This is a genomic window from Streptomyces ardesiacus, from assembly GCF_003112575.1.
Classification (GTDB): Bacteria; Actinomycetota; Actinomycetes; order Streptomycetales; family Streptomycetaceae; genus Streptomyces; species Streptomyces ardesiacus.
In genome coordinates, this window is record NZ_BEWC01000001.1 from 1,394,683 (window position 1) to 1,406,804 (window position 12,122).

Consider the following 12,122-nt stretch of genomic DNA (forward strand, 5'->3'; position numbering starts at 1 on the left):
GCGGCCGCCGAACCGTGCGACACCTGCGCCGAATGCGTCTGAATCAGGGCATAGTTTTATACGTTGTGCCGCAAATCGCGCCAAGTGAGAGGAAGCGGCATGACCTATGACGAACTGGCCACGACGGGGTCGGGACTGTCCTTGTTCGGCGTCGCACTGGGCCAGACCTGGCTGGTCGCGCTCGCCTTCGCCCTGACGCTGGGCGGCGCGCTGCTGGTCCGGTCCACGTTCCGGCGGGGCAAGGACGCGCATGAGGCGTAGACCCGGAGCGCCGCGCACCCCGAGCGGGCGGCACGCACACCACCTCCCCGGTGCGCGGTACGTTCCCGTGGGCGCGCGAGGGGCGCTCGGCGTCCTGCCCTTCGCCGCCACCGTCGGCTGGGCCGCCTGGCACCTGCTGCAGCTCACCGTGTGGCGGGACCACGCCGATCCGGGGATGAGTGTCGTCTGGCTGGTGTCGTTCTGCCTGCTGTGGTGGCTTCCTGTGTGCTGGCTGGAGCGCCCGGCCACCGTCACGGAGGCGGAACAGCGGAGCGTGGACGCGCTGCGGGTGACCATCCAGATCCCCGTCTACAACGAGGACCCCGAGGCGCTCCACGCCTGCCTGCGGTCCGTCTTCGCCCAGTCCCGCCGCGTGCAGCGGGTGCGTGTCGTCGACGACGGTTCCGTCGACACGGCGACGGGCGAACCGCTGCTCTACGACGCCGAGCGCGCCTACTTCCTGCGGGAGGCCGACAGCCTCGGCATCGAGGCGACCTGGGACCGCACGCCCAACCGCGGCAAGCGGTGGGCCCAGATGCACGTGCTCGCCGAGGACGACGCCGACGTCTTCGTCACCCTCGACAGCGACTCCGTCATGGACGAGCACGCCGTGGCCGAGGGCCTCAAACCGTTCGCCGACCCGCGGGTGAAGTCGGTGGCGGGACTCGTCGTCCCCCTCAACGTGAGGACCAACGCGCTGACCCGGCTCACCACGCTGCTCTACGTCCCCTTCACCCGGGGCCTGCGCAGCGCACAGTCCGTACTCGGCTCCGTCCTCATCAACTCCGGCACGCTGGCCCTCTACCGGGCCGACGTCGTGCGGGGGCACGCCGGCGTCTACGAGCGGGAGACCTTCCGCGGCGTCCCGATGCAGATGAACGACGACTCCATGCTGACCATGTACGCGCGCCTGGAGGGCCGGACGGTGCACCAGCCCTCCGCCGTGTGCTTCACCCTGGTGCCGGACCGGCCACTCCACTACCTCCGCCAGCAACTGCGCTGGATGCGCGGCACCACCGTGCGGCACCTGTGGTGGCTGCGCCACATGCCGCTGCGCTCACTGGCCTTCTGGATGCCGGTGGTCGAGTACGCCCACCTCGTCCTGGCCCTCCTGGTGCCCGTGGCGGTTCTCGCCACCCCGGAACTGCGCGAGCAGGCCGGCTCGCTGCTCCAGTACACGCTCGTCCTGGCCTGTGCGATGAACTACCTCATCAGCCTGCGCCTGTTCGCCGTCCGGAGGACCGACGAGACACTGCGGCACCAGGTGATGATGTTCCTGCTCTCCCCCCTGGCCGGCCTCTGGCGGCTGGTGGTGCTCCGCCCCCTGTACCTGTACGCCGTGGCGACCTGCTGGCAGATCGGCAGCTGGGGCACCCGGGCCAGGGTGGAGGTGCGTGCGTCTCCCGCCGCGTGACCGCTCGGGCGCGACCGGTGGGGCGGGGCCGCTCGGGCCGGGCCGCGGTCCGGTGCCTCGGGTCAGCTGCGGCGGGACGACCAGAGCCAAGCCGACGTCCCGGCCACGACGGCGAGCGCCACCAGGTTGGCCACCAGGGCCGGGGCGTCGCCGGCCGGGGCGACGGTGGTCTCCCGCCAGACGATCCCGGCGACGGTCGGCGCGACGACCGTCAGCACCACGCCGACGATCTTGCGGACCGCGGTCCAGTGCACCGAGGTGCACAGCAGCACCCCGCCGGCGATGCGGATCAGGCCGCTGCACAACGCCAGGCCGGGAACGTCCCAGAGGAACGTCGTGACGAGGTAGGGAACGGTGAGCATGAGCAGCGGCACCAGCGGGTGCACCCTGCCCCGCCGCACGGGTGCGCCCGCGCTGCCGAAGGCCCCGGCCGGTGCCCCGCCCTCCCCGGCCTCGGCCAGCGCCGTCGCGGCGATCGTGCGGGGGTCGCCCAGCTCGGCGAGAATCTCGCCGGGCGTCGCGTCGGGGCGTTCGGCGCGCGTCACCTCGATGTGTTCGGCGAGGTCGGCGAGGAGTTCCTGGCGGCGCTCGGCGGGAAGCGCGGAGGCCTCGCGTTCCACGGCGGCGAGGTAGTCGCGAGTGGGGTCGGTCGGTGTCTTCATGTGGGGTCTCCGGCGCAGGGGTGCGGGACGGTCAGGAACGTGTCGACGGCGTCGCGGAAACCGGGCCAGACGTGGCTGAACTCGTCCAGCGCGGCCCGACCGCTCGCGGTGAGCGCGTAGTAGCGACGGGGCGGGCCGGAGGCGGACTCCTGCCAGGTGGTGGTGACCAGGTTCTCCCGGCGGAGCCGGGAGAGTAGGGGGTAGACCGTGCCCTGACTGGTGGCCAGGGCTCCCGACTCCTCCAGGGCGTGCAGGAGTTCCACGCCGTAGCGGGGGCGGTCCCGCATCAGGGCGAGGACGCAGTACTCCAGCACGCCCTTGCGCAGTTGGGCGGCTGCGCGGGCCTGCTTGGTCGAATCGCCAGGTTCCATGCAAAGCAAGATACCAGGCCGGGCAAGGCGTAAGCCGTTCCAGGCGTTGCGCGAGGGCGGACCTTGCCGACTGTAGGCCTCCAAATGTTCGTGTGCATGATTAGCAATCACATACTTGACTATTGACCTGTCCATGTCGGCTGGTTACGGTCCAGACAGAGAGCGCTTTCCCCCGGCGCCAAGGTCGGCGCTCCGGTCATCGAACCGCCCCCACACTTGGAGATCGCACGATGGAACTGAGACCTCTCGTCGCCTCCCTCGGCCTCCTCGCCGGCACGCTTGCCGCGGTTGCCTCCGGCACCACCGCGCAGGCCGCGACGCAGGCCGCGACGCAGGCCGCGACGACGGTGTACGTCGCGCCGTCCGGCACCGAGGACGCCGCCGGCACCCTGGCCGATCCCACGACGCTCGCCTCTGCGATCAGCCGGGTCGCCGCGGGCGGCACGATCTATCTGCGCGGCGGGACGTATGCGTACGGCCAGACCGTCACCGTGCCCCAGGGTGCGAACGGCACCGCGTCCGCGCGCACCACCATCACCCCCTACGCGAGCGAGAAGCCGGTGCTCAACTTCGCGGCCCAGAGCGAGAATTCGTCGAACCGCGGGCTGCAGGTGAACGGCTCGTACTGGCACATCAAGGGCATCGTCGTCGAGCACGCCGGGGACAACGGCATCTACATCGGCGGCAGCAACAACATCGTCGAGCGCACCGTCACCCGCTTCAACCGGGACACCGGCCTGCAGCTCGGCCGGATCTCCTCCAGCACGCCCGCGAGCCAGTGGCCGGCGAACAACCTGATCCTGAGCGCCGAGTCGCACGACAACGCCGACTCCGACGGCGAGGACGCGGACGGGTTCGCCGCCAAGCTCACCACCGGCACGGGCAACGTCTTCCGCTACGCCGTCTCCCACCACAACATCGACGACGGCTGGGACCTGTACACCAAGACCGAGACCGGAGCGATCGGCCCGGTCACCGTCGAGGACTCGCTGGCGTACGGCAACGGCACGCTCAGCGACGGCACCGTGAACGACAACGGAGACCGCAACGGGTACAAGCTCGGCGGCGACGGCATCGCCGTCGACCACGTCGTCCGCCGCAGCATCGCCTTCAAGAACGGCCACCACGGGTTCACGTACAACAGCAACCCGGGCACCATGGCGATCTCCAGCAACCTGAGCGTCGACAACGCCGAGCGCAACTACTCGTTCGACAAGGGCACGTCGGTGTTCCGTTCCAACACCTCGTGCCGGTTCACGGTGTCGGGCTCCAACGACAAGACCGTCGGGAACGCGGACAGCTCCAACCAGTTCTGGACGGGCACGAACGGGTCCCGCTGCTCCTCCTACAGCGGCGCCCTCGGCTGGTCGTTCGCCTCGGACGGCAAGCTCGCCGTCACCCTTGGCGGCAAGGCCGTGACCTTGTAAGGCACCCGACGACCGCACCTGCCCGGCGGATGCGCACCGCCGGGCAGGTCCGTGCGGGGGTGGAGAGGCCGGGCTGCGGCAGGTCGAGGCTCGCTGGAGACGTTCTCAAAATCGTCTCCGCCTCGCCGCCGAGGACGGCCCCTTCCCGGCCTCCGAGGGGTGCTTGGGCGGGTGGCGGGTCGGGGTCCGGAGGGGAGTCCTTCCCCGTCCGCTTCCGGACCGCAGCAGGGCGCTCCAGCCATCGCCCCATGTCGGCCGACCTGGTCCTTCGTCCTCGCCGTTCCTATCATCGGGTTCGGTCGAAAGGGGGGCCGGATGGACCGGACCGTACGCACCGTCGAGGACGTCCTCGCGCTCCTGGACGGGCTCTTCGCCTCCGAGGCCGAGACGGAAGCCCAAGCCGGAGCCGAACCCGAGCGCGGTCGGGTGGCGACCGGCGACGGCAGGGACTTCTGGGACCGCTTCTACGCCGACCGGTCGCGGCCCGTCCCGTTCTTCGCGGCGAAGCCGGACGAGAACCTGGCGGCCTACCTCGACCAGTGCCTGATCGCTCCCGGCCGCGCCCTGGACCTGGGATGCGGACCCGGCCGCAACGCCCTGTACCTCGCCGCACACGGCTTCGAGGTGGACGCCGTCGACCTCTCGCCCGTGGCCGTGGCCTGGGGCGAGGACCGGGCCCAGGAGGCTGGAGCCGATGTCCGTTTCCTGTGCGGCGACGCCTTCACGCTCCCCGCCACCGAGCTGAGCGGCCCGTACGACCTGGTCGTCGACTCAGGGTGCTTCCACCACCTGCCGCCGCACCGTCGCATCAGCTACCTGGCGCTCCTTGACCGCGTCCTCGCACCAGGCGGCCACCTCGCGCTCACCTGCTTCGCCGCAGGAGAGGCGGGCGCGGGGTCGGAACTGACCGACGCCGACCTCTACCGTGAACGCCGGCTGCAGGGCGGCCTCGCCTACACGCCCGAAGCGCTGCGCTGGATCTTCTCCGACCTGACCGAGGTCGAACTGCGCCGCATGCGGGAGGAGGCGCCCGAGTCGGCACTGTTCGGCGTGGGCTTCCTGTGGACGGCGCTGTTCCGCCGGGGTGAGGCCTCCTCGGGCGACGTTCACGCGCTTCACGACCATACGTAGGCCCGCGCCCTGTGCGTGCTTGTTCCGCCGGACGGCACAGTGGGCGGAACCGCCCTGGAGTCACTCCCCGGCTGCCCGACCCCCGTCCTGGTCCGGCTGGTCACGGCCCCCTGAGCACGGGCGGGCCCGCGCGTGCGGGCACCTAGACTGGTCGGCGCAGAGCACGGAGCTGATGATCAGGCCGGAAGGGAGAAGGACCGTGGCGTCAGACGTCGGTGGGTCCGAGGATCCGCCCGCCGAGGTGCTGACGGAGGCGGCCGCCGCGTTCGGGCTGCTGGCGTCGTCCGCCCGGCTGCACATCGTGTGGGCGTTGTCGCAGGGCGAGAGTGACGTGAGTCACCTCGCGGACCGGGTGGGCGGGGCGTTGCCCGCGGTCAGCCAGCACTTGGCGAAGCTCAAGCTGGCCGGTCTGGTGCGCTCCCGCAGGGAAGGCCGACGGGTCGTCTACTTCGTCGACGACTCCGACGTAGTGACGGTGGTGCGCCTGATGGTCGGCCAGCTCACCGCCCGCGCCCAGGGCGCATCCGCCCCGGTCCGCCGGCTGCGCGGGTCCGGTGCGTGAGCCGTCCCCGGCGTCGCAGCCCGGCGGTGAAGGGCCGGCTCAGGGTGCCGCGTCGGCGCGGGGGGACTTCGCGGCCGCCGGCGTCCCCGTCGCCGGCCCGCGTGTTCCGACCGTGCTGCAGGTGCTGCGGCGACTCGACAGCACCCCGCGCGGACTGACCGAGGCCCAGGCCCAGGAGCGGCTGGCACGGGTCGGGCCGAACACGCTCCCCGTGCACCGCGGAGCCTCGTGGCCGCGGCTTTTCGCCCGCAGCCTGCGGGACCCGTTCACGGCGGTCCTGGGATGCCTCGGCCTGGTGTCGGCGGCCGTCGCCTCGTGGGGCACGGCCTGCGTGATCCTGCTGCTCGTCGGAGTCAGCTGCGTCCTGCGCGCGACCCCGGAGCATCGGGCCGACCGTTCCATGGCCACGCTGCGCAAGATGGTCGCCACGACCGCCGCGACCCAGCGCCGCACGGAGGACGACGCGGCTCCCGTGCCGCGTGAGATACCGGTGGACGAACTGGTGCCAGGTGACGTGGTCCGCCTCGGTCCGGGGGATCCGGTCCCGGCCGACGTACGGCTCCTGCGCGCCCGCGGGCTGACGGTGTATCAGGCCGCGCTCACCGGGGAGTCGGCCCCCGTGGCCAAGGACGCCGGCGACACGCCGGTCGTGGCCGGTTCCCACACGGGTTCCCCCGTGCGGCGCGCGCATCTTGGACTGGGGGGATTCGACGACCCCCGCCTCTGTTTCCAGGGCAGCAGCGTCGCCTCCGGCAGCGGCACGGCGGTCGTCGTGGCGACCGGTGCGGGGACCCGGTTCGCCGAGGCCCACGGCCGCCTCTCCGCGCAGCGGGAGACGAGCGCCTTCGACCGCTCCGTGCGCGGCGTCTCCTGGATCCTGATCCGGTTCATGCTGCTGACACCGCCGCTGGTCCTGATGGCGAATGCCGCGCTGCGCGGGCGCGGCCTGGAAACGGTGCCGTTCGCCGTCGCGGTGGCGGTCGGGCTGACCCCGGAGATGCTGCCGGTCATCGTCTCCACCTGCATGGCCCGCGCGGCGGCGCTGCTGGCCCGTACCCACGGGGTGATCGTCAAACGGCTGACGGCCCTGCACGACCTCGGCGCCGTCGACGTTCTCTGCCTGGACAAGACCGGCACCCTCACCCAGGACCGTCCCGTCGTCCACCGCGCCCTCGGCCCGGACGGCACCGAGGACTCCGGGGCGCTGCGCTGGGCAGCGGTGAACGCCTGGTCGACCCTTCATCTGGCCGATCTGCCCGCCCCCGACGCCCTCGACGAGGCGGTCCTGGACGCCGTGGACGAAGACGCCCTCATGGCGCACGACGCGGTGGCGGTCCTGCCCTTCGACCCGGTGCGGCGCCTTGCCACCGCGGTCGTCCGCACGCCGGGCCGGCTGGGCACGCACACGCTGGTCGTCAAGGGCGCCGTCGAGGCCGTTCTGGAGCGTTGCGCGCTGGCGGAGGACGAGCGGGACGGCCTGCTCGCCCGCGCCACCGCGCAGGCGGAGGACGGCCTGCGCGTGCTGGCGGTCGCCACCGTCGAACGCCCCGCTCGCACCCGCGACTACACCCCGGCCGACGAACGCGGCCTGGTCTTCCGGGGCTTCGTCACCTTCCGGGACGCGCCGGCGCCCACCGCCGCCGACACGCTGGCCGCCCTCGCGGACCGAGGCGTCACGGTCAAGCTGTTGACCGGCGACCACCCGGGGACCGCTGTTCGGACCTGCCGCGACCTGGGCGTCCAGGTCGGCCCGGAGGCCGTCCTCACCGCCGAGGACGTCGACGGGCTCGGCGACGACGAACTCGCCGCTGCCGCACGGCGTGCCACCGTCTTCGCGCGCTGCACTCCCGACCACAAGGCCCGGATCGCCGCCGCCCTCCGCTCCGGCGGGCACACCGTCGGCTTCCTCGGCGACGGTGTCAACGACCTGCCGGCCCTGCACGCGGCCGACGTCGGCATCGTCCACCGCGACGCCGTGGCCGTCGCCCGGGAGAGTGCCGACGTGGTCCTCGCGGACAAGGACCTCACCGCGATCGACCACGCCATCACGGCGGGGCGTCACTCCGGCGCCAACATCGCCACCTATCTGCGCATCATCCTGTCCTCGAACCTGGGCAACGTGATCGCGATGCTCGCCGCGGGGCTCCTGCTCCCCTTCCTGCCGATGCTCCCGGCCCAGGTCCTCGCCCAGAACCTCTGCTTCGACGCGGCCCAGCTCGCCTTCGCCCACGACCGGCCCGATCCGCGGACGCTGCGCCGCCCCACCCTGCTGCGTCCGCGCGAGCTCCTGCGCTTCATCACCGGCTTCGGCCTGCTCAACGCCGTCGCCGACCTGGCCACCTTCGGTGTCCTCGCCCTCGCCCTGTACGGGCCCGACGGCCTGGACGACGAGGCGGTCTTCCACTCCGGTTGGTTCACCGAGAACCTGGTCACCCAGGCCCTGGTGATGCTGATCCTGCGCGGCGCGGGGCGCGTCCCGGGCCCGGTCGCCTGGGCGGCGGTCGCGCTGACCGCCGTGGGACTGCTGCTACCGGTCTCGCCGCTCGGCTCCATGCTCGGCCTCACGGCCCTGCCGGTCCTGTACTACGTGCTGCTCGCCGTCGTCCTCGTGCTCTACGCGGCCGGGCTGACGGCGGCGAGGACGCGTTACGACGACCGGCGAGGGCCCGGCTCCGGGCGCATCCGTCCGGTGCGCGGCCCGCGTCACCCGTAGGACAGGTCCGAGCACAGGTCGTCGTCGGCGGAGCGGGCCCCGTCCGCGACGGAGGAGGGCACGGTGGACGGTTCGGGCGCGGCGGAGCTGCCGCTGGTGGCGTAGGACGCTCCCAGGACCACACGGACGCCGGACCCACCGGCGGGCCGGAGCTGAGCGCCGGAGAAGACCGCGGCGACCGTCCGGGCCTGGGTTTCGAGGCCCGCGCCGTACTCGATCACCGTGGTGGCGTGGTCCTGGCTGTTCGCGTTGGCGGTGCCGGTGACCGTGAAGCCGTGTTCGGTGAGCGTCGCCGCGGCGTTCGAGGCCAGGCCGGGCACGGTGGTGCCGTTGTAGACCGCGACCTCGATGCCGTCGCCGGACACCCGCTCCTCCGCCTTCGGCGAGGCGGAGGCTGAAGCGGCGGCTGAGGCGGAGCCCTGTGCCGTGCTCCTGCCGCTGGCATCGGTGCCGTCGACGGTGCGGTCGGCCCTGAGCGCGGCCCACAACCGCTCGGCGTCCGGCTCGACGATCGCGACGCGGCTGCCCTCGTACCGCCAGGGTATGGTGACGAACTTCGTGCTGTGCAGGTCGATGTCCTTCAACGACATCGCGAAGGAGATCAGCTTGTCGGCCGTGCCCAGGCCCGGGTCGACGGTCATCGACTTGGTGGCCGCGTCGGCGAGGGGGAGCAGCTTGGCCGGCGTGAGCCCGTTGCTCTTGATCTTGCCGATGAGGCTGGCGACGAAGGCCTGTTGGCGTTTGATGCGGCCGATGTCCGAGCCGTCGCCGATGCCGTGCCGGAGGCGTACGTAGTCGAGGGCCTGCTGCCCGGCAACGGTCTGCTCGCCCTTCTTGAAGAGCAGGCGGCCCTGTGTGGTGCGGTGGGGGTTGAGGTCCTTCTCGTGCACGTCGCCGGGGAGGCACACGTCCACCCCGCCCACGACGTCCGTCAGTGCCGCGAAGCCCTTGAAGTCGACGACGACGGTGTGGTCCACGCGCAGACCGGTGAGCTTCTCGACCGTGTTCTGGGTGCAGGCGGGGTTGCCCTTCGCCGTCTGGCCCACCGAGAACGCCGAGTTGAACATCGCGTTGGTCCGCGTCGTCGTCCAGGTGCCGTCGGGGAGCTTGCACGGCGGGATGGTCAGCAGGGTGTCGCGCGGGATGGAGACGGCTGTCGCGTGTTTGCGGTCGGCGTGGATGTGCAGCAGGAACGCCGTGTCGGAGCGGCCGACGTCGTCCTTGCTGCCGCCTCCCAGCGCGCTGTTGCCGTCCGTGCGCGCGTCCGAGCCGATGACGAGGACGTTCCCGCCCTTGGAGGAGCCGGCCTCGGGACGGTTCTTGGACAGGCCGTCGCCGTCGAAGGTGTCGATGTTGCCGCTGAGCTTCAGATAGATCCACCCCAGGCCAGCCGTGCCCAGCACCGTCACGGCCAGTGCGGTCAGGAGCGTGATCCGCAGCGGGCTGCGCCTGCGGCGCCGCGCTGTCGCGGCGCGGCGCCGGGGGGATTTACCGCGGCGGGGCGGATCCGCCCGGCGCCGACGGCGGGAAGGGCTGGTGCGATCGTGCGTGGTGGTCACTGGCGCGTCCTCATACGTCCTCGTCCATACGGCTCATACGGAGGGGACGACTGACCCCACCCCCATGGTTGTACAGTTGCGCAATATAGCAATTATTGGCTCCGTGCCGTCCGGTGCGGGCCGCCAACCGGCGACAAGGAGAGTGGACGGGATGCTCCGCAACGGACTGGAACCCTGGCACCTGCTGATCGTGGCGATCGTGACCATCGTGCTGTTCGGGTCGAAGAAGCTGCCCGAGACCGCCCGCGCCCTGGGCAAGTCGATGCGCATCCTCAAGAGCGAGGCCAAGGCCATGAAGGGCGACGACGCCACGCGTCCCACTGCGACCGGCGACGCGCCCACCCCCACCGCCGCGGTGCCGCGAGTGGGCGGCACCGCGCCGGGGGAGACCCTGCCGGCCGCCGGGGACGACTCGGCCCGCTGAGGCCCGGGCGTCCCCGGATCAGGGGCTGGCCGCGTCGAATCCGTACCGCAGGGGCTGGTCCTTCACCCGGGCGTCGCGCCGGTAGACGTACACGGCCTCCACCCGCACTCCGTCGGGCACGCCGTCCGGTGCGCAGGGGCGGGTCACCTGGATCACCCAGGGTCGCCCCGTCACCCTCATGTGTGCCCCGTCGACCGGCCCCCCGGTGAGCAGCGCGGTCTCCCAGTTTGTCGCGTCGGTAGTGTCCATGGTGACAGTTTAGAGGTTGCGCAACTTTAGGAGTGTCATGAGGTGGATCACGGGGGACCGGACGCCCGCCTCCGGCGAACCCTGCCGGCGGTGAACTCCACCTCCACCGCGACGACCTGGCCGTCGAGGACGTCGTCCCCGCCGTCTACCGCCCCGACAAGGACACCGGCAGCAGGGGCACCGCATCGGCGACGAGCGCATCGGCCACCTGCCCGACGGTGAGTCCTTCGGTGTCGACGCACAGATCACCGATCGCAAAGGGTCGCCCGGTTGTGCCCAACTGCCGCCTCGTCCACGGCAGATGATGCGTACCGTCAGATGCTGTCGTCCGGCGTTCGGCAGGCCCTGCACGCCCGGTGAACAGCTGCCGGAGCACCTCCCGGTCGGCAGACCGTCACCGCGGCCCGCGGAATCTCCTCGACGGAACCGTCACCTGGAGGGAGGCGCCTCCGGGTCGCCGGGCGTTCGGTTCACGAAGGGTCACTGACGGGGCCGTGCACGGTTGACCGCCCCCGGTGCCCCGGGTGCCCCCGCGTGAACCGGGACGGTGGGACGCCGAAGGTGCGGGTGAAGGCGGCGGTGAACGCGGCGGGGGATGCGTAGCCGAGCCGTCCGGCGACCTCGCTGACCGAACCGGACCGCAGCAGCGGCACCGCCGCGAGCAGGCGCGCCCGGCCCCGCCAGACGGCGGGACTGTCGCCCGTCTCGGCCCGGAAGCGCCGCGTGAACGCCCGCTCGCTCAGGTGCGCCCGCGCCGCCCAGGCGGCATTGGAGACCCCGGTGTCCGGGGCGGCCAGATACTCCCGGCACAGCGCCGCCAGGTCCGCGGACGCGGGGACGCGGACGTGGAACGGGAGCGGGGCACGCGCGGCGATCTCGTGCAGCAGGAGGTCGGCCACGCTGCCGTCGCGTCCGGCCAGGCTGTAGTCGGCCTCGAACTCCACGGCCGCCAGCAGCAGTTCACGCAGGAGCGGCGGCACGTCCACCACCGTGCAGGTGTCCGGCCACCACGGCACGGCGTCCGGCTCGATGTACAGACTGCGGGTGCTCACGCCCAGCATCCGCACCCGGTGCCGGGTGCCGGACGGGATCAGGACGGCCCGCTCGGGCGGCACGGTCCAGGTGCCGTCGCCGGTGTCGACCACCATGACTCCGGTGGCGCCGTACAGGAACTGCGCGCGCCGGTGCTCGTGCCAGTCCAGAAGGTGTCCGGGCGGGTAGTCGGTGCCGATCGGCAGCACGGCCCGGTCCACGTCGTCGACATCGGCCAGGGGGACGTTCTTCACCCGGCCAGCCTACGGCCGTCGTGGCCGGGTCGCGAAAGTATGGTGCCGGACATCGAATGCGGG

Annotated in this window: 12 protein-coding genes; 7 read left to right on the plus strand and 5 right to left on the minus strand. The window is 72.0% G+C overall.

All coding sequences use genetic code 11. The annotated features are described in order from the left end of the window. The first annotated feature begins 99 nt into the window (after positions 1-99). Entirely contained in the window at positions 100-261 is a 162-nt protein-coding gene (locus Sdi02f_RS35820; protein WP_167458125.1) for a hypothetical protein, read from the plus strand. A gap of 67 nt (positions 262-328) precedes the next feature. Beyond that, positions 329-1,675, plus strand: a complete 1,347-nt coding sequence (locus Sdi02f_RS06070) for a glycosyltransferase (RefSeq protein ID WP_245962138.1) — start codon at positions 329-331, stop codon at positions 1,673-1,675. Positions 1,676-1,737: 62 nt separating this feature from the next. Here Sdi02f_RS06070 and Sdi02f_RS35825 read toward each other — a convergent pair whose 3' ends face one another. Next, a complete protein-coding gene (locus Sdi02f_RS35825) occupies positions 1,738-2,337 on the minus strand; it encodes an HAAS signaling domain-containing protein (protein ID WP_167458126.1) in 600 nt (199 codons plus the stop codon). Next, positions 2,334-2,708: a PadR family transcriptional regulator gene (locus Sdi02f_RS06085; protein ID WP_030401187.1), complete on the minus strand. Its 375-nt coding sequence runs from the start codon at positions 2,706-2,708 to the stop codon at positions 2,334-2,336. Before Sdi02f_RS06085 ends, Sdi02f_RS35825 begins: the two co-directional genes overlap by 4 nt. A gap of 230 nt (positions 2,709-2,938) precedes the next feature. On the opposite strand from Sdi02f_RS06085, the gene Sdi02f_RS06090 reads away from it, so the two are divergent. From Sdi02f_RS06090 to mgtA, 4 genes are all read left to right on the plus strand, one after another. Continuing rightward, the gene (locus Sdi02f_RS06090; protein WP_108932823.1) at positions 2,939-4,135 is read left to right on the plus strand and encodes a right-handed parallel beta-helix repeat-containing protein; all 1,197 of its coding nucleotides are present in this window, start codon (positions 2,939-2,941) and stop codon (positions 4,133-4,135) included. 315 nt (positions 4,136-4,450) lie between these two features. Continuing rightward, entirely contained in the window at positions 4,451-5,266 is an 816-nt protein-coding gene (locus tag Sdi02f_RS06095) for a class I SAM-dependent methyltransferase (protein ID WP_108932824.1), read from the plus strand. Positions 5,267-5,465: 199 nt separating this feature from the next. Beyond that, positions 5,466-5,828 carry an ArsR/SmtB family transcription factor gene (locus Sdi02f_RS06100; protein WP_037798922.1) on the plus strand — a complete coding sequence of 121 codons (363 nt, stop codon included), beginning with the start codon at positions 5,466-5,468 and terminating at the stop codon, positions 5,826-5,828. Next, the gene (mgtA, locus tag Sdi02f_RS06105; protein WP_108932825.1) at positions 5,821-8,541 is read left to right on the plus strand and encodes a magnesium-translocating P-type ATPase; all 2,721 of its coding nucleotides are present in this window, start codon (positions 5,821-5,823) and stop codon (positions 8,539-8,541) included. The genes Sdi02f_RS06100 and mgtA overlap by 8 nt, the downstream gene beginning before the upstream one ends. On the opposite strand, the gene Sdi02f_RS06110 is transcribed toward mgtA, so the two are convergent. Further along, positions 8,532-10,100, minus strand: a complete 1,569-nt coding sequence (locus Sdi02f_RS06110) for an LCP family protein (RefSeq protein ID WP_108932826.1) — start codon at positions 10,098-10,100, stop codon at positions 8,532-8,534. The two genes, mgtA and Sdi02f_RS06110, sit on opposite strands and share 10 nt — an antisense overlap. Positions 10,101-10,251: 151 nt before the next feature. Between Sdi02f_RS06110 and tatA the strand changes: the two genes are divergently transcribed. Continuing rightward, on the plus strand, positions 10,252-10,524 hold the full coding sequence (gene tatA / locus Sdi02f_RS06115; protein ID WP_108932827.1) for a Sec-independent protein translocase subunit TatA: 273 nt from the start codon (positions 10,252-10,254) through the stop codon (positions 10,522-10,524). An 18-nt stretch (positions 10,525-10,542) separates the two neighbouring features. Here tatA and Sdi02f_RS06120 read toward each other — a convergent pair whose 3' ends face one another. Next, positions 10,543-10,773, minus strand: coding sequence for a hypothetical protein (locus Sdi02f_RS06120; RefSeq protein WP_108932828.1), 231 nt, complete (start codon positions 10,771-10,773; stop codon positions 10,543-10,545). Between the two features lie 470 nt (positions 10,774-11,243). Further along, positions 11,244-12,059: an AraC family transcriptional regulator gene (locus tag Sdi02f_RS06125; protein WP_053663564.1), complete on the minus strand. Its 816-nt coding sequence runs from the start codon at positions 12,057-12,059 to the stop codon at positions 11,244-11,246. Positions 12,060-12,122 lie beyond the last annotated feature (63 nt).

What these genes read in the sequence shown, in the direction of transcription:
- Sdi02f_RS06095 (WP_108932824.1), top strand. Translation starts at nt 4,451, where the DNA reads ATGGACCGGACCGTACGCACCGTCGAGGACGTCCTCGCGCTCCTGGAC.
- Sdi02f_RS35820 (WP_167458125.1), top strand. Translation starts at nt 100, where the DNA reads ATGACCTATGACGAACTGGCCACGACGGGGTCGGGACTGTCCTTGTTC.
- Sdi02f_RS06085 (WP_030401187.1), bottom strand. Translation starts at nt 2,708, where the DNA reads ATGGAACCTGGCGATTCGACCAAGCAGGCCCGCGCAGCCGCCCAACTG.
- tatA (WP_108932827.1), top strand. Translation starts at nt 10,252, where the DNA reads ATGCTCCGCAACGGACTGGAACCCTGGCACCTGCTGATCGTGGCGATC.
- Sdi02f_RS35825 (WP_167458126.1), bottom strand. Translation starts at nt 2,337, where the DNA reads ATGAAGACACCGACCGACCCCACTCGCGACTACCTCGCCGCCGTGGAA.
- Sdi02f_RS06120 (WP_108932828.1), bottom strand. Translation starts at nt 10,773, where the DNA reads ATGGACACTACCGACGCGACAAACTGGGAGACCGCGCTGCTCACCGGG.
- Sdi02f_RS06090 (WP_108932823.1), top strand. Translation starts at nt 2,939, where the DNA reads ATGGAACTGAGACCTCTCGTCGCCTCCCTCGGCCTCCTCGCCGGCACG.